Source organism: Streptomyces sp. RB17, from assembly GCF_009604455.1.
Taxonomy (GTDB): domain Bacteria; phylum Actinomycetota; class Actinomycetes; order Streptomycetales; family Streptomycetaceae; genus Streptomyces.
The window spans coordinates 138,003-154,094 of the sequence record NZ_WEGL01000008.1 but is presented as its reverse complement, the minus strand read 5'-3'; the positions used below and the strand labels follow the sequence as shown (position 1 = coordinate 154,094).

At 72.3% G+C, this 16,092-nt stretch carries 14 protein-coding genes and 1 riboswitch; of the genes, 4 read left to right on the top strand and 10 right to left on the bottom strand.

Translation table 11 applies throughout. The annotated features are described in order from the left end of the window. Nucleotides 1–64: 64 nt before the first annotated feature. Together SRB17_RS48220 and sepH are read left to right on the top strand one after the other, a co-directional pair. Nucleotides 65–262 carry a hypothetical protein gene (locus SRB17_RS48220; protein ID WP_153543686.1) on the top strand — a complete coding sequence of 66 codons (198 nt, stop codon included), beginning with the start codon at nucleotides 65–67 and terminating at the stop codon, nucleotides 260–262. A 764-nt stretch (nucleotides 263–1,026) separates the two neighbouring features. Further along, on the top strand, nucleotides 1,027–2,067 hold the full coding sequence (gene sepH, locus SRB17_RS32080) for a septation protein SepH (protein ID WP_153543685.1): 1,041 nt from the start codon (nucleotides 1,027–1,029) through the stop codon (nucleotides 2,065–2,067). A gap of 141 nt (nucleotides 2,068–2,208) precedes the next feature. Here sepH and SRB17_RS32075 read toward each other — a convergent pair whose 3' ends face one another. Beyond that, nucleotides 2,209–3,060 (bottom strand): sulfurtransferase, encoded by an 852-nt coding sequence (locus SRB17_RS32075; protein WP_153543684.1) that lies wholly within the window; start codon nucleotides 3,058–3,060, stop codon nucleotides 2,209–2,211. Nucleotides 3,061–3,379: 319 nt separating this feature from the next. Here SRB17_RS32075 and SRB17_RS32070 point away from each other — a divergent pair, with 319 nt between their 5' ends. Next, a complete protein-coding gene (locus SRB17_RS32070) occupies nucleotides 3,380–4,171 on the top strand; it encodes a VOC family protein (RefSeq protein ID WP_153543683.1) in 792 nt (263 codons plus the stop codon). A 715-nt stretch (nucleotides 4,172–4,886) separates the two neighbouring features. Here the strand turns inward: SRB17_RS32070 and SRB17_RS32065 are convergent. Genes SRB17_RS32065 through SRB17_RS32045 form a run of 5 tightly spaced genes read right to left on the bottom strand, consistent with a single transcriptional unit; the run spans nucleotide 4,887 to nucleotide 10,639 of the window. After that, nucleotides 4,887–5,537, bottom strand: a complete 651-nt coding sequence (locus tag SRB17_RS32065; protein ID WP_153543682.1) for a thymidine kinase — start codon at nucleotides 5,535–5,537, stop codon at nucleotides 4,887–4,889. Between the two features lie 44 nt (nucleotides 5,538–5,581). Next, nucleotides 5,582–6,772 (bottom strand): alkaline phosphatase family protein, encoded by a 1,191-nt coding sequence (locus SRB17_RS32060; RefSeq protein WP_153543681.1) that lies wholly within the window; start codon nucleotides 6,770–6,772, stop codon nucleotides 5,582–5,584. Then, a complete protein-coding gene (locus SRB17_RS32055) occupies nucleotides 6,772–7,359 on the bottom strand; it encodes a DUF5998 family protein (RefSeq protein WP_194294211.1) in 588 nt (195 codons plus the stop codon). The genes SRB17_RS32060 and SRB17_RS32055 overlap by 1 nt, the downstream gene beginning before the upstream one ends. Nucleotides 7,360–7,369: 10 nt before the next feature. Continuing rightward, nucleotides 7,370–7,783, bottom strand: a complete 414-nt coding sequence (locus tag SRB17_RS32050) for a hypothetical protein (protein ID WP_153543679.1) — start codon at nucleotides 7,781–7,783, stop codon at nucleotides 7,370–7,372. 18 nt (nucleotides 7,784–7,801) lie between these two features. Beyond that, nucleotides 7,802–10,639: a bifunctional GNAT family N-acetyltransferase/acetate--CoA ligase family protein gene (locus SRB17_RS32045; RefSeq protein WP_153543678.1), complete on the bottom strand. Its 2,838-nt coding sequence runs from the start codon at nucleotides 10,637–10,639 to the stop codon at nucleotides 7,802–7,804. Between the two features lie 179 nt (nucleotides 10,640–10,818). Between SRB17_RS32045 and SRB17_RS32040 the strand changes: the two genes are divergently transcribed. Then, entirely contained in the window at nucleotides 10,819–11,100 is a 282-nt protein-coding gene (locus tag SRB17_RS32040; RefSeq protein WP_153543677.1) for an HPr family phosphocarrier protein, read from the top strand. 146 nt (nucleotides 11,101–11,246) lie between these two features. Here the strand turns inward: SRB17_RS32040 and SRB17_RS32035 are convergent, their stop codons facing one another. The 4 genes from SRB17_RS32035 to SRB17_RS32020 all read right to left on the bottom strand — a co-directional run bounded on the left by SRB17_RS32035 (nucleotide 11,247) and on the right by SRB17_RS32020 (nucleotide 16,045). Further along, a complete protein-coding gene (locus tag SRB17_RS32035; RefSeq protein ID WP_153543676.1) occupies nucleotides 11,247–11,933 on the bottom strand; it encodes a GntR family transcriptional regulator in 687 nt (228 codons plus the stop codon). A gap of 198 nt (nucleotides 11,934–12,131) precedes the next feature. Next, nucleotides 12,132–12,878: a M23 family metallopeptidase gene (locus SRB17_RS32030; RefSeq protein ID WP_153543675.1), complete on the bottom strand. Its 747-nt coding sequence runs from the start codon at nucleotides 12,876–12,878 to the stop codon at nucleotides 12,132–12,134. Between the two features lie 12 nt (nucleotides 12,879–12,890). Beyond that, nucleotides 12,891–13,054, bottom strand: a riboswitch (cyclic di-AMP (ydaO/yuaA leader). A 211-nt stretch (nucleotides 13,055–13,265) separates the two neighbouring features. Beyond that, entirely contained in the window at nucleotides 13,266–14,654 is a 1,389-nt protein-coding gene (locus SRB17_RS32025; protein ID WP_323376540.1) for a pitrilysin family protein, read from the bottom strand. Next, nucleotides 14,651–16,045 carry a M16 family metallopeptidase gene (locus SRB17_RS32020; RefSeq protein ID WP_153543674.1) on the bottom strand — a complete coding sequence of 465 codons (1,395 nt, stop codon included), beginning with the start codon at nucleotides 16,043–16,045 and terminating at the stop codon, nucleotides 14,651–14,653. Before SRB17_RS32020 ends, SRB17_RS32025 begins: the two co-directional genes overlap by 4 nt. Nucleotides 16,046–16,092 lie beyond the last annotated feature (47 nt).

Genomic DNA, 16,092 nt, shown 5'->3' with positions numbered 1-16,092 from the left:
GGCACCGGCGTCGGGCGGCTGCGCGCGGGACGGGGTGTCCGAAGGGGCCGGTGTCTCAGGGGCGTTGACGGGGACCTCGGTCGTCGAGGAGGACGAACCCGACACCCGTCCGGTGACCACGTCACTGACCGTCGTGCCCGAACCGCCGCTGAAGCTGTTGCCGGACACGAGTTCATACGCCGTGATGCCGCCCATGGCCACCCCGAACACGACGGCGGCCGCGACCACCAGCCGGCGCCGGCTCCTCACCCGCGCGCGGTAGACAGTGGCCTCGGTGAACTCGCCCACAGCCGGTGGCACTTGCCCCCTCGGACGGGGCGCGACCGTCGCCTCCCTCAGCTGTTCCCCGGTCCGCTTGAAGAAGTGCTGGAACACCGTGCCTCCGCAGGTGGCGACGACGCTGACGACTCCCGCGCCGAGGATCGTGCCGTACACCCCGACGTACGAGGCCAGTTTGGCCGCCACGACGGCCGCGACAGCACTGCCCGCGACCTGGGGGACGCTCAGGTCGATCCGTTTGCGACCCGCTTCGGGCGTTTCACGCATACCCGGAACTTGCCTACCTTTCCCGTACTTGATCGACATTGACCGACCGACTGCACGAGATAGGGACGTACACCGGAAACCATTAGTTCCGTTTCTGGGGATTGCGTGAAGTTCGCCACGTTCGTGATCGGCAAAACCGGTTACCGACGGCCAAGTCGCACGCCTTGCCAGAAGTTGGGCGGCGCGCCCATCCACGCACATGGTCCAAATGGAGTACTGTTGCGAGCCCTGGGTCCGGTCTCCCACCAGGGTGTCCGCGGCCTTGAAGGACCGCCGGGAGGGGGCCAGTTGCACAGGGTGACGAATTCGGTCACTTAGCGTTGCGAATAGGTAACCGTGCCATAACGGCGGCCCAGGGCCCGTGCCCGACACGCCGGGCAACTCGGCAAGGTTGTGGCAGGCTGCACCCGGGCAGGCCACACTCGACTAGCGGAAGCAGCGACGCACGTGACGTCGGCAGGCACCACCCGGGAGGTCCCCATGCCCGAACTGCGTGTCGTGGCCGTCTCGAATGACGGCACACGGCTGGTGCTCAAGGCTGCCGACGCAACGGAGTACACCCTTCCGATCGACGAACGGCTGCGCGCCGCCGTGCGCGGCGACCGGCCCCGCCTCGGCCAGATCGAGATCGAGGTCGAGAGCCATCTGCGCCCGCGTGACATCCAGGCGCGTATACGTGCCGGTGCCACGGCGGAAGAGGTCGCGCAGCTCGCCGGCATCCCCGTCGACCGGGTACGGCGCTTCGAGGGCCCCGTGCTCGCCGAGCGCGCCTTCATGGCCGAGCGCGCCCGCAAGACCCCGGTCCGCCGCCCCGGCGAGAACTCCGGGCCGCTGCTCGGCGAGGCCGTGCAGGAGCGGCTGCTGCTGCGCGGCGCGGAGAAGGACACCGTGCAGTGGGACTCCTGGCGCCGCGACGACGGCACCTGGGAGGTGCTCCTCGTCTACCGGGTCGCGGGCGAACCGCACTCGGCGAGCTGGACGTACGACCCGCCCCGGCGGCTCGTCCAGGCCGTGGACGACGAGGCTCGCTCGCTGATCGGCGAGTCCGACGACCTCGCCGTGGCCGAGCCGAGCTTCCCGTTCGTCCCGCGCATCGCCCGGCTGCCGCGCGAGCGTTCGATGGACCGCGCGCTGGACCGGGGCGAGCGGGAACGGCCGAGCCTGCCCGCGCAGCCGTCCGAGCCCGCCGAGGAGAACACGGGCGAACGCGACTCGCTGACCAGCCTGCTCGAGGCGGTGCCGAGCTTCCGGGGTGACCTGGTGGTTCCGGAGCGCCCGGCGGAGACGCCCGAGGAGCCCGCCGACGAACCGGCCACCGAGGAACCGCCGGCCCCTGCCGCCTCGGCCGGTTCGGCCTACGCGGACGTCCTCATGCCCCGCTCCGTCGGCAGCCACCGCGACCGGCTCATCGGCGCCACCGACCGCCAGGCCGAGGCCGACGGCGTCCGCCCCGGCCGCCGCGCCGCCGTACCGAGCTGGGACGAGATCGTGTTCGGCACGCGCCGCAAGAAGCAGGAGTAACCGGCGTACGGAAACGGAGAAGGGGGGCACGCGTGCGTGCCCCCCTTCCTGCTGCACGCGTGCGTGCCCGACTTTTTTGGGCTGCACGCGTCCGTGCCCAGCTTTTGGGCTGCACGCGTGCGTGCCCTCTGTCGGATGCGGCTACTGCGGGTCGGCGCCCACGGCCACCGGCCGGGACGGATCCGAGGACCACTCGGACCAGGAACCGACGTACAGCGCCGCCGGAATGCCGGCCACCGCGAGCGCGAGGACCTCGTGGGCGGCGGAGACGCCCGAGCCGCAGTACACCCCCACCTCGGTGTCCGTGGAGACGCCCAGGGCCTTGAAGCGGTCCCGCAGCTCCGCCGCCGGCAGGAGGCGGCCGTCGGGGCCCACGTTCTCCGTCGTCGGCGCCGACACCGCGCCCGGGATGTGCCCGCCGACCCGGTCGACCGGCTCCACCTCACCGCGGTACCGCTCCCCCGCCCGCGCGTCCAGCAGCACGCCGGCGCGGGCGAGGGCCGCGGCCCCGTCGGCGTCCAGCAGGCCGGCAGCGGCCGGTTCCGGCCGGAAATCCCCTTCGGCCGGTTCCGGCACCTCCGTGGACAGTTCGCCCCGCCAGGACGGCAGTCCGCCGTCGAGGACCCGCACGTCCGGATGACCCGTCGAACGCAGGAGCCACCAGGCGCGTGCGGCCGCCCAGCCCTGGCCGCCGTCGTACACGACGACCGGCCGGCCGCCCGACACGCCCGCGCGGCGCATGGCGGCACCGAACTCCGCCAGGTCCGGGAGCGGATGCCGGCCGTTCGCGCCGGGCTCTCCGGCCAGTTCCCGGTCCAGGTCGACGAAGACGGCGCCGGGGATGTGACCGGCCGCGTACTCGGTCCGCCCGTCGAAGGCCGGCGCGCCCGCCGCCTTCGCCAGGCTCAGCTGCCAGCGCACGTCCAGCAGGACCGGAGGGCTGTCCCCGGTGAGCTCGTGTGCGAGATCGGATGCGGTGATGATGGCTGTCATGCCGCCATGCATACGCCAGGGGTGGCCGCGGCGTCCAGGTCCGGCTACTCTGCTCGGCCGGACAGGCTCGATCACGAGGCGTATGGGATCGAGCACGTGCTGTACAGCCGGCCGACACCCGCCGGCCATCGTCAGGAAGCGGCGAAAGGCGGCAGACCGGGCATCCTCCGGGAGGTGTCGCCGAGCGTCGGCGCGGTAAGTCCCGTCGCGGCGGGGAGGATGCGGGCACCGGCACGTACGTACCCGCCGCCGGCGGGTAATCCCTTCCGGGGAGCGGAAGCGACACGGCCACCACGAGAGGCCGGGGAGAGAGTGATCGATGACCGAGGCACGGGAGCCGGCCGGCCCGCACGCGCGGCGTGCGCCCGGCACGCCCTGCTGGGTGAGCCTGATGGCGCACGGGCTGGCCGCCACCGAGGAGTTCTACGGTGAGCTGTTCGGCTGGGAGTTCCGGCCGGGCCCACAGCAGCTCGGCCCGTATGTGCGGGCGCTGCTCGACGGGCGCGAGGTGGCGGGCATGGGCCAGCTGCCGCCGGACCGTCGGCTGCCGATCGCCTGGACGCCGTACCTCGCCTCGGACGACGTGGACCAGACGGCCGACACGGTACGGGAGTGCGGCGGCACCGTGGCGGTCGGACCGCTGGACGCCGCCGAGGCCGGACGGATGGCCATCGCCTCGGACCCCTCCGGGGCGGTGTTCGGCATCTGGCAGGGGGCCGCGCACCTCGGCACCGTGATCACGGGGGTGCCCGGCACGCCCGCGTGGAACGAGCTGGTGACCTTCGAGACCGAGAGCGTCTCCAAGTTCTACGCGACCGTGTTCGGTTACGAGCGGGAGCCGGTGGTGTCCGCCGACTTCGACTATGTGACCCTCCATCTCGCCGGCCGCCCGGTGGCCGGACTGCACGGCGTGGGCCATGGCCTGCCCCGCGACCGCGGACCGCACTGGCAGACGTACTTCGAGGTCTCCGACGCCGACACGACGGTGCGGCAGGTGGCGGACCTCGGAGGCCGCGTCATCCGACAGCCGCACGACAGCCCGCACGGCCGGGTGGCGACGGTGGCGGACCCCGAGGGCGCGGAGTTCTCGGTGATCCAGAACCCGCACTGAGCGCTGGGGGTGGATTGGGCCGACCCGTCGGGGGTTCAGCGGACCTGCTCGGAGTTTCAGCCGATCCCGCTGGGGGTTCAGCCGATCCCGCTGGGGGTTCCATCGGCCCGTAAGGGCATTCAGCCGATCCCGTCGGGGTTCCGTCGACCCACCCGGGGGTTCAGTCGATCCTGTCGGGGCTCCGTCGACCCACCCGGGGGTTCAGCCGATCCTGTCGGGCTCCGTCGACCACCATGGGTTCAGCCGATCCTGTCGGGGCTCAGCTGATCCCCTCGGAGGGGTTCAGCCGATCCCGTCGGGGTTCCGTCGACCCACCCGGGGGTTCAGCCGATCCTGTCGGGCTCCGTCGACCGTCGGGGATTCTGGTGACCGTCGGGGGTTCCGGTGACCGTCGGGGGTTCAGCCGATCCCGTCGAGGGAGGGCAGCCGATCCCCCCGGGGGTCAGCCGATCCCCTCGGAGGTCAGCCGATCCCGTCGGGGGTCCGTCGGCCCGTCAGGACGGAGTCGCCCGACCCCTCGGGGAGAGATCAGCCGGCTCTGGGCGCCGGATCGGGCCGATCCTCGGAGCAGCGTCGGTCGGATGGTTCCCGGGCCGGGCTCGGCCGAACCCTCGGAGCGGCCTCGGCCAACCCCTCGGACCAGCCTCGGCGGATCCCTCGGACCAGCCTCGGCCGAACCCCCGTGCAGGCCCAGCCGCCCCGCTTCGGTCCCGGATCAGCCGGGCGAGACCGGCAGGACGTCCGGGGACAGGGCCGCCGCGCGGGCCGTCGCGGCGGTCATGCGGCGGCGGTGGTGGCGCCGGCACAGGACCTCGTAGCCGACCTCGCCGGCCGCCTGGTTGACGTCACCGACGACGACCTGGGCGCCCTCGACCACCATCTCGCCGCCTATCGTGCGGGCGTTGTGCGTGGCTCGGGCGCCGCACCAGCACAGCGCCTCCACCTGGAGCACCTCGATGCGGTCGGCCAGCTCCACCAGCCGCTGCGAGCCGGGGAAGAGCTTGGAGCGGAAGTCGGTGGTGATCCCGAAGGCGTACACGTCCAGGCCGAGATCGTCGACCACGCGCGCGAGCTGGTCGATCTGCTCGGGCGCGAGGAACTGCGCCTCGTCCGCGATCACATAGTCGGCCCGGCGGCCCTGCGAGAGGTGTTCCACGAGAGTGGCGTACAGGTCCTGGCCGGCGGCGACCTCCACCGCGTCGGTGACCAGGCCGAGCCGGGAGGACAGCTTGCCCTCGCCCGCACGGTCGTTCCGGGTGAAGATCATGCCGACGAGGCCCCGGGCCGATCGGTTGTGCTCTATCTGCAGAGCCAGCGTGGACTTCCCGCAGTCCATCGTTCCGGAGAAGAACACCAGCTCGGGCATGAGGGGTTGAGCACCTTTCGGCAAGGAGGGGAGAGGCAGGAGCTTCAGGAGCGTACTTCGAGCAGCGGGACCAGCTGCTCCGCGGGAGTCATCGAACCGTGGTTGCCGACCAGCGCCGACTCCTTCGGCTCCCGCTCGGACGCGATGATCAGGACGTCGTCGTGCGCGGCCGCGACCACGTCCCCGAGCCGTGGGTGGACCCGCTCGTCGATGTGCGGCCCGAACCAGCCTGCCGCGATCGCCTCGTCCCGCGAGGCCACCCAGAACTGCTCGCCGAGCACCTCGCGCCAGACCGTCAGTACGTCGTTCTCGGCGCCCGGCACCGCGTACACGTGCCGCGCCCGGCCCTCGCCGCCCAGCAGAGCCACCCCGGCGCGCAGCTCCCAGTCGGTGTCGAAGTCGATGCGGTGCTCGTCGTCGAACGGGATGTCGACCATGCCGTGGTCGGCGGTGACGTAGAGCGCGCTGCGCGGCGGCAGTTGCTCCGCGAGGCGCTGGGCGAGCCGGTCGACGTACATCAGCTGGCCGCGCCAGGTGTCGGAGGCGACGCCGTAGCGGTGTCCGGCGCCGTCCAGCTCGGAGTAGTACGTGTAGACCAGCGAGCGGTCCCCGGCGGCCAGTTGCTCGGCCGCGAGGTCCATGCGCTCCTCGCCGCTCAGCCGTCCGTGGAAACTGCCGCCGCTGAGCGCGATCTTGGTGAGCGGGGTGTGCTCGAAGATGGGCGAGGTCACCTGCGCGGCGTGCACTCCGGCCGCCTGGGCCAGCTGGAACACGGTGGGGTACGGCTGCCAGGCCTGCGGATCGGTGTACGGCTGCCAGCGCAGCTGGTTCATCAGCCCGCCGGTGTCCGGGTTGCGCACGGTGTAGCCGGGCAGGCCGTGGACGCCGGGCGGCAGGCCGGTGCCGACCGAGGCGAGTGAGACCGCGGTGGTCGCCGGGTACCCGGCAGTGAGCGGGCGGCCGGTGCCGCCGCGCGAGGTGTCGAGCAGCGAGGTCAGGAAGGGAGCCTCGTCGGCGTGCGCCTTCAGCTGCTCCCAGCCGAGCCCGTCTATCAGGAGGACGCAGACCCGGTCGGCCGCGGTCAGCTCCTCGATCGTGGCGGTCAGGCCGGGGACGCCCAGGCCGGCGGCCAGGGTGGGCAGCAGATCGGCGAGAGAGCCGGTGCCGTACTCGGGCAGCGGCGCGGTGTCCAGGGCGAGCGGTTCCGGGTGGTCCCAGGCGGAGAGCTGGGACATCAGTGCGCGAGGTCCGCGGTCGCCTCCGAGATGGACTGTGCGAAGGCGAGCGCCTGGCGCACCGTCTCCGGACCGTCCCCGGCCTCGCTGACCCGCAGGCTGAGGTCGTCCGCCGTGGAGTTGCCCGTGTAGCCGTGGTCGGCGTCGCAGTTGGGGTCGCCGCAGGCGGCGGGCTCCAGGTCGATGCGGTTGACCGCGCCCCAGCCGATGGTCAGCACGACCTCGCGGGGCAGGGTGCCCGGGGCGTACTGCTCGGGATTCGCGACCACCCGGCTGACCACGACCGACGAGATCCGGCCGAGCTTCACGGACTCGGTGGAGGTGGTGGCGTACGGCGTCGGGGAGGTGCTGTCGGCGGCCTGCTCATCGGTGTGGCTGACGATGAAGCGGTTGCCGGTGAGAACGAGCACGGTCACATGCCGCCGCACCTCGTTCTGATCGAAGGTGGTCTCCTGGTGGACCAGGTACGACCGGATGGGCTCGCCGCCCACAGCGGCCTCCACCGCCTCGGCCACGAGGGCCGGGTAGTAGCCGCTGCGCTCGATCGCCGCGCGCAGCCCCTGGGTCGTCGTACTGGTCTTGGCCATGGCGTCCATCCTAATCCGTGGGCAAGGGGGGTCCGGGCCAGTCGCGGAGACCGGGGCCGGCCTGCGCACACGCGCGTGGGCGCCGCTGGACGACCCCCTGCCGGACCTCCAGCCGCTCGGCGGCGATCAGACAGGAGAGGGGCTCCGGGCCGCCGGCGTCCGCTTCGAACGCGACCACGAGGGCCGGTGTCTCCCCGAGGGTGCGCACGAGCCGTGCCGTCTCCTCCGCCGTGGGCGCCCGGAAGACGGGGTCCTGGAAGGCGAAGGGGCAGGACGCGAAGAGCGGAGCGACGAAGACGACCTCCAGGCCGTGGTGGTACGCGAGGTCGTGTCCGGCGGCGAGCCGCAGTTCCCCGGCGTCCCAGCCGATGACGTCCCAGTCCCACCAACTGCCGTCGGGCAGCGCACGGCCGGCGATCTCCATGCTCTCCCCCTCCCCCGGTCAGTAGGCCGGCATCGTGCGCGGGCCGAGGTCGTCGCGGGCCGGTGGCGGCGCGAGCCGTACCGTGGCGCTCAGGACGCTCACTCCGTGCGGGGCGACGACGACCGGTTCCAGGGTGACGGCGACCACCTCCGGGTGATCGTCGACCAGCCGGGACACCCGCAGCAGCAGCTCCTCCAGCGCCGGTGTGTCGACGGGCGTGGAGCCGCGCCAGCCGAACAGCAGCGGTGCCGTACGGATCGATCGCAGCAGCGAGGTCGCCTCCCGGTCGGTGACCGGGACGAGCCGGTGCGCCATGTCCCCGAGCAACTGGGAGGCGGCCCCGGCGAGCCCGAAGGACAGCACGGCCCCGGCCGCCGGGTCGATCACGGCCCGTACGACGGTGTCGACGCCGCGCGGTGCCATGCCCTGCACCACCGGCCGCAGCTCCTCCGGCTTGCCGAACAGCTCGGTCAACTCGGCGTACGCCCGGCGCAGTTGCTCCTCGTCCGCGAGGTCGAGGCGTACGCCGCCCAGGTCGGCGCGGTGCCTGAGATGCGGGGCGGTGGCCTTGAGGGCGACCGGGTAGCCGAGGGAGCGGGCGGCGTCGGCGGCGGCGTCGGAGGTGGGCGCGGGCAGCGCGCGCCGGACGGGGATGCCGTACTTGCCGAGCAGCTCGCAGGTCTCCGCGTCGGAGATCGTGAGTCCTTCGCCACGCGCGAGCAGCTCACCGATCAGCCGCGCGGCCCCCTTCTCGTCGATGTCGTCGTACTCGGGCACCTTCCCGGGATCAGCCGCCTCCCGCCGCCACTGCCCGTATCTGACGGCTTCGGCCAACGCCCGCACGGCGCGTTCGGCGGCGGGGTAGGCCGGGATGAGGTGCATGCCCTCCGGAGGGCTGGCCGCCACCGCGGTGGGCAGCCGTTCCGCAGGGCGGAACAGGGGGGCACCGCCCTCACTACCGGGTGCCTTGTCAACGGCCTGAGGTGCGGTGCTCGCCGCAGCCGACAACGCCTCAGCAAGCCCACCGAGCTCCACATGCACCACCAGCACCGGCTTCCCCGGAACCGCCGCCGCAGCCGACCGCAACGCCTCCGCCAGCTCCGCGTCCCGCGGCGACGCTTCTCCGATGGCAGGGATCGCCGTGACCACCACGGCGTCATTCGTAGCGTCGGCCAAGGCCCGCGCCAGCGCCCCGTGAAAGTCCTGCGCCGTCGCCCCGGTCGTCAGGTCCAGCGGGCGCGAAGGCCGCAGGCCCTCCGCCAGACACCGGTCGTACGTCAGCACCCCCAGCGATTCGGAGTTGCCCAGGATCGCCACCCTCGGCCCCGTGGGCAACGGCTGCCGGGCGAGCAGCAGCCCCGCGTCGACGAGCTCGGTGATGGTGTCGACGCGGATCACCCCGGCCTGCCGCAGCAGCGCGGAGACGGTGGCGTGCGGCAGCCGGGTGGCCCGTACCGCGTGTCCCTGCGGCACGGAACCGACCCCCTGCACCACGACCAGCGGCTTGGCCGCCGCCGTCCGGCGCGCGAGGCGCGTGAACTTGCGCGGGTTGCCGATGGACTCCAGGTACATGAGGGCGACGTCGGTCTCGGGGTCGTCGTACCAGTACTGGAGGACGTCGTTGCCGGAGACGTCCGCGCGGTTGCCGGCGGACACGAAGGTGGACACGCCGGTGACCCCGGTGACCCCGCCCCCGCGCCGGTGCAGCCGGGACAGCAGGGCGATGCCGATGGCGCCGGACTGGGCGAACATGCCGATGCGGCCGGGGCGGGGCATCTCCGGGGCGAGGGAGGCGTTCAGCCGGACGCCGGGCGCGGTGTTGATGATCCCGAAGGCGTTCGGGCCGATGATCCGCATGCCGTACGCGCGCGCCTGCTGCACGAGCGCCCGCTGCCGCTCGCGCCCCTCGGGGCCGCTCTCGGCGTACCCGGCGGAGAGCACGACGAGCCCCTGCACTCCGTGCTCTCCGCACTCGGCGACCACGGCGGGCACGTGCTCGGCGGGTACGGCGACCACGGCGAGGTCCACCGGAGCGCCGATGTCGCGCACGCACCGGTACGCCGGCACCCCGTCGACCTCGCGGAGGTCCTCCGGGAAGGCCTTGTTCACGGCGTGCAGCCGGCCGCCGTAGCCGGCGTCCCTGATGTTGCCGAGGACGCTGCGGCCGACGCCGCCGGGGGTGCGGCCGACGCCGACGACCGCGACCGAGCCGGGCATGAGCAGCCGCCGTACGGAGCGGGCCTCGGCGCGCTGCTCCCGCGCGCGCTGCACGGCGAGGGAGCGGTCGGTGGGTTCGAGATCGAACTCCAGGCGGACGACGCCGTCCTCGAAGCTGCGCTTCTGGGTGTAGCCGGCGTCCGTGAACACCTTGATCATCTTGCTGTTGGCGGGCAGCACCTCGGCGGCGAAGCGCCGGATGCCGCGCTCGCGGGCGACCGCCGCGATGTGCTCCAGCAGGGCGGAGGCGACCCCGCGGCCCTGGTGGGCGTCCTGGACGAGGAACGCGACCTCGGCCTCGTCGGCGGGTGCGGAGGCGGGCATGCCGTCGGCGCCGATGCGGTCATAGCGTACGGTGGCGATGAACTCGCCGCCGATGGTGGCCGCGAGTCCCACCCGGTCCACAAAGTCGTGGTGTGTGAAGCGGTGGACGTCCTTGGCGGAGAGCCTGGGGTACGGCGCGAAGAAGCGGTAGTACTTCGACTCGTCCGAGACCTGCTCGTAGAAGCTGACCAGGCGGTCGGCGTCATCAACGGTGATGGGCCTGATGCGCGCGGTACCCCCGTCGCGCAGCACCACGTCCGCCTCCCAGTGGGCGGGGTAGTGATGCCGGTCCTTCCGGTCCGCCGAGGTCTGCATGGGCCCCAGAGTACGGCTCGCGTCCGACAACGGCGCGGGGCAGTCTGTGGAGGACGACAAGCCGGAACCGAGGCCGCGGTTCCGGCACCACACCGGCGCGGACGAAGGTCCGCTCCGGGCACGCTTCGCGATATGGGAAACTGGTCTAGACAACCCTGAAGACTGAAGGGCAGCAACACATGGCTGAGCGCCGCGTCAACGTCGGCTGGGCCGAGGGTCTCCACGCCCGCCCCGCCTCCATCTTCGTCCGAGCCGCCACGGCCACAGGCGTCCCGGTGACGATCGCCAAGGCTGACGGCAACCCCGTCAACGCGGCCTCCATGCTGGCTGTCCTGGGGCTTGGCGCCCAGGGCGGCGAGGAGATCGTCCTGGCCTCCGACGCCGAGAGTGCGGACGCCGCCCTCGACCGTCTGGCCAAGCTGGTCTCCGAGGGCCTCGAGGAACTGCCCGAGACGGTCTGAGCAGCAGCACACCGATACGCCGGAGCCGCGTCGCCCTTTTCGGGCGGCGCGGCTCTGCGTTTCCGGGCTCATTGCGCGCACACCGGAATTGGGGTAGCGGAAATGCACCGCGGCCGAATACCTCTTCTTTGTATACGGCGTCCGTGTTAATGCCGGAGGCCCGACATGTTTACGGCGTGTTGCGAAGTCCTCACACGCTCGCCGGCCCCGGAAAAACGCAGCCGGTGCACGGCCGTCGCGCGCTCGGTGTGCAGCGCCGTGAGCGCCCGCGCGCGCTCCCCGTCGCCGCGCGCCACCGCGTCCACGATGGCGCCGTGCTCCGTCCAGTACTCCACCGGGCTCGGCGGCACCTCCACCGCGTACATCCAGGCGATCTTGTGCCGCAGCTGAGTGAGCATCGCGGTCAGCGAGGGGCTGCCGGAGGCCTGGGCGAGCGTCTCGTGGAACCAGCCGCCCAGCGAGCGCAGATCCTCGCTGTTCCCCCTCCTGGCCCGCTCCTGGCCCAGCCTGACCAGGCCGCGCAGCACCTTCAGATGGGCCTCGGTGCGCCGCTGGGCGGCCCGCGCGGCCCCGAGCGGCTCCAGCAGCAGGCGCATGTCCAGCAGGTCGGCGGCCTCCTGCTCGGTCGGCTCGGCCACGCACGCGCCCGCGTGCCGGCGGGTCACCACGAAGCCCTCGGCCTCCAGGGTGCGCAACGCCTCGCGGACGGGGACGCGCGAGACGCCGTAGCGGCGGGCCAGGACGTCCTCGGTCAGCCGGCCGCCGCGCTCGTAGACACCCGCGACGATGTCATCCCGGATGGCCGTGCACACCGAGTGCGCCGGAATACGCATGACCGACCTCCGCCTTAATCCCCGTGAAACGTCGACGATGGACGCGTGTTCCGTGACTCTATTCCAATGAGCCGGAATTTCCGACGGCGAGCCGGAATCCATGGATATTTTTTGGTCAGTGGATCGGGTGGCGCTCATGAAAAACGACGAAAGCCCCGGCTCGGTGAGCCGGGGCATCGCATGTCGCGTGCTGCGGCGTCAGACGTTCACGCCGTGCTTGCGGAGGTAGGCGACGGGGTCGACGTCCGAGCCGTAGTCGGGGGTCGTACGGGCCTCGAAGTGCAGGTGCGGGCCGGTGGTGTTGCCGGTCGCGCCGGACAGGCCGATCTGCAGGCCCGGAGTGACCTGCTGGCCCACCGAGACGCCGATGGACGACAGGTGGCCGTACTGGGTGTACATGCCGTCGGCCATCCTGATCACGATCTGGTTGCCGTACGCGCCGCCCCAGCCGGTGGAGACGACGGTGCCGGAGCCCACCGCGTGGACGGACGTGCCGCTCGCCGCGTGGAAGTCGATGCCGGTGTGCGAGCCTGAGGACCACAGGGAGCTGCTCGCCCTGTAGCCGGTGGAGACGTAGGAGTGCGCGATCGGGGCGACGAAGGTGTTCAGCAGGCGCTTGCGCTCGGCCTCACGAGCGGCGCGGACCCTTGCCTCGCGCTCCTTATCGGCCTTCTTGGCCGCGGCCTCCTCGGCCGCCTTCTGCTCGGCGGCCCGCTGCTGCGCGGCGGCCTGCGCGTCGATGTGCTCGGCCACGTCGTCGCTGAGGGTGAGGACCGGTGTGAGGCCGGTCTGCTCCACGGTGTTCTCGGCGGCGAGCGCCGGGGAGGCGGCGAGGGTGCCGATGGCACCGGTGGTGGTGAGGGCCGCGATGCCCGCCGCCTGAGCGGTGGTGCGCTTGACCCGGCCGGGCTTGCGGTGCTTCCCGGTGGCGCACATGAACGCCATGGAGTGGCTGGTCCTTTCCTTCCCTCTCGCCTACCGGGTTAGCTGACGGGTTCGGAGCAGGAAGGTCTCCTACGGGCCCCCTCGCGGCAAGCGCGGGCGCCCGATTCACCCCAGGGACTGCGTGGGTCCCCGGCTCCCCTGGCTCGCGCCGTACGGGGACTCGGCGATGGCTGTCCGGTGCCGCGGGCGCGGCGCACTGCCTGACGAACAGCCCGGACGACGCTACGGAAGCCTGCTTTCGAATCCCAAACGGATCCGGGCGTTTGTAGCGCATCCCACAGGTCAGACAGGCAACCTCCGCCTCAAATCGGGCATCTGAGGAAGGAAGTGGAACCGCGTGGGGCCCTGACGGTCCGTAGCCGTCAGGGCCCCACGCGCGCGTAGCCGTTACTCGGCCGCCACGACGGTCACTTGACCGATGCCGAGCGCCTCCACCGGCGCCTTGATCTGGGAGGCGTCACCGACGAGGACGGTCACCAGGCGGTCCACCGGGAAGGCGTTCACCACGGCCGCCGTGGCCTCCACCGTGCCCGTCGCCGCGAGCTGCTGATACAGCGTCGCCTGGAAGTCGTCGGGCAGGTGCTGCTCGACCTGGTCGGCCAGCGTGCTCGCGACGGCCGCCGCGGTCTCGTACTTCAGCGGCGCCACCCCGACGAGGTTCTGCACGGCCACGTCCCGCTCGGCGTCGGTCAGGCCGTCCGCCGCGAGGGTGCGCAGCACCTTCCACAGGTCCTCCAGCGCGGGGCCGGTGTTGGGGGTGTCCACGGAGCCGCTGATGGCGAGCATGGAGGCACCCGTGCCGTCCGGCGCCGACCTGAGGACCTGGCCGAACGCACGCACACCGTAGGTGTAGCCCTTCTCCTCGCGCAGGACGCGGTCCAGGCGGGAGGTGAGGGTGCCGCCGAGGCAGTAGGTGCCGAGCACCTGGGCGGGCCACACGCGGTCGTGCCGGTCGGGGCCGACGCGGCCGATGAGCAGCTGCGTCTGCACCGCGCCGGGCCGGTCCACGATGACCACGCGGCCGGTGTCGTCGGCCGCCACCGGCGGCACCGGCCGCGGCTCGCCCGGGGTGCCGGTCCAGGCGCCCAGCGTGTCGCCGAGCAGCGCGTCCAGGTCGACGCCGGTGAGGTCGCCGACGACGACCGCGGTGGCCGTGGCGGGGCGTACGTGCCGGCCGTAGAAGGCCCGTACGGCGGCGGCATCGATCTTCTCGACCGTCTCCTCGGTGCCCTGGCGCGGCCGCGACATGCGCGAGACCAGCGGGAACAGCTCCTTGGAGAGCTCCTTCGCGGCCCGCCGGGAGGGGTTGGCCAGCTCGTGCGGGATCTCGTCCAGGCGGTTGCGGACCAGCCGCTCCACCTCGCTGTCGGCGAAGGCGGGCGCGCGCAGGGCGTCGGCGAGCAGGCCGAGGCCCTTGGCCAGGCGGGAGGCCGGGACCTCCAGGCTGAGCCGGACGCCGGGGTGGTCGGCGTGCGCGTCCAGGGTGGCGCCCGCGCGCTCCAGCTCGGCGGCGAACTCCTCGGCGGAGTGCTTGTCGGTGCCCTCGGAGAAGGCCCGCGCCATGATCGTGGCGACGCCGTCGAGACCGGCGGGCTCGGCGTCCAGGGGCGCGTCCAGCAGCACCTCGACGGCGACGACCTGCTGGCCGGGGCGGTGGCAGCGCAGCACGGTGAGCCCGTTGTCGAGGGCGGTCCGCTCGGGGGCCGGGAACGCCCAGGGCCTGGCCTCACCGGGGTGCGGCTGGGGGTGGAACTCCATGGTGGCGAGCTCGGTCACTTGGCCGTCTCCTCGTTCTCGTTACCGGCCTCTACGGTGGCTTCCTGCTCCGGGTCCTCGGGGACGTCGGCGTCCGGGGCCTGCTCCGGGGCCTTGGGTTCGTAGACCAGGACGGCGCGGTTGTCGGGGCGCAGGCGGGCCTTGGCGACCTCCTGGACCTCCTCCGCGGTCACCGCCAGGACGCGCTTGACGGCGGTGAGGGCGAGCTGCGGGTCGCCGAACAGGACGGCGTACCGGCACAGTTCGTCGGCGCGGCCGGCGACCGTGCCCAGCCGGTCCAGCCACTCGCGCTCCAACTGGGCCTGGGCTCGCTCCATCTCCTCGGGCGTGGGGCCCTCCTCGGCGAACCGGGCGAGCTCCTCGTCGATGGCGGTCTCGATGACCGGCACCTCCACGTCACCGGAGGTCTTCACGTCCAGCCAGCCCATGGAGGGCGCACCGGCCAGGCGCAGCAGTCCGAAGCCGGCCGCGACTGCCGTACGGTCGCGGCGCACCAGCCGGTTGTACAGGCGGGAGGACTCGCCGCCGCCGAGGACGGTCAGGGCGAGGTCGGCGGCGTCGCACGCGCGCGTGCCGTCGTGCGGCAGCCGGTAGGCGGCCATCAGGGCGCGCGCCGGGACCTCCTCGACGACGACCTCGCGCTTCTGCTCGCCGATGACGTCCGGCAGGGTTCCCTCGCGGGGGGCGGGCTTGCCGTCGTGGGACGAGATCGACCCGAAGTACTTCTCGATCCAGGCAAGGGTCTGCTTGGGGTCGATGTCGCCGACCACGGAGAGCACGGCGTTGTTCGGCGCGTAGTAGGTGCGGAAGAACCGGCGGGCGTCCTCCAGGGTGGCCGCGTCCAGGTCCGCCATCGAGCCGATCGGCGTGTGGTGGTAGGGGTGGCCCTCCGGGTACGACAGGGCCGTCAGCTTCTCGAAGGCGGTGCCGTAGGGCACGTTGTCGTAGCGCTGGCGGCGCTCGTTCTTGACGACGTCCCGCTGGTTCTCCATGGACTCGTCGTCCAGGGCGGCCAGCAGGGAGCCCATGCGGTCGGCCTCCAGCCAGAGGGCGAGCTCCAGCTGGTGGGCGGGCATGGTCTCGAAGTAGTTGGTGCGCTCGAAGCTGGTGGTGCCGTTGAGCGAGCCGCCGGCGCCCTGCACGAGCTCGAAGTGACCGTTGCCCTTGACCTGCCCCGAGCCCTGGAACATCAGGTGCTCGAAAAGGTGAGCCAGGCCGGTACGCCCCTTGACTTCGTGGCGGGAGCCGACGTCGTACCAGAGGCAGACCGCCGCCACCGGGGTCAGGTGGTCCTCGGAGAGCACCACGCGCAGACCGTTGGCCAAGCGGTGCTCGGTCGCTGTCAGGCCCCCGGAGCCTGCCTCGGCTGTGGTCGTGTGACCCATGGGCATGTACATCCCTTCGCGAGCGGAGGCGGTTGTGAAAACCGCGGTTTTCC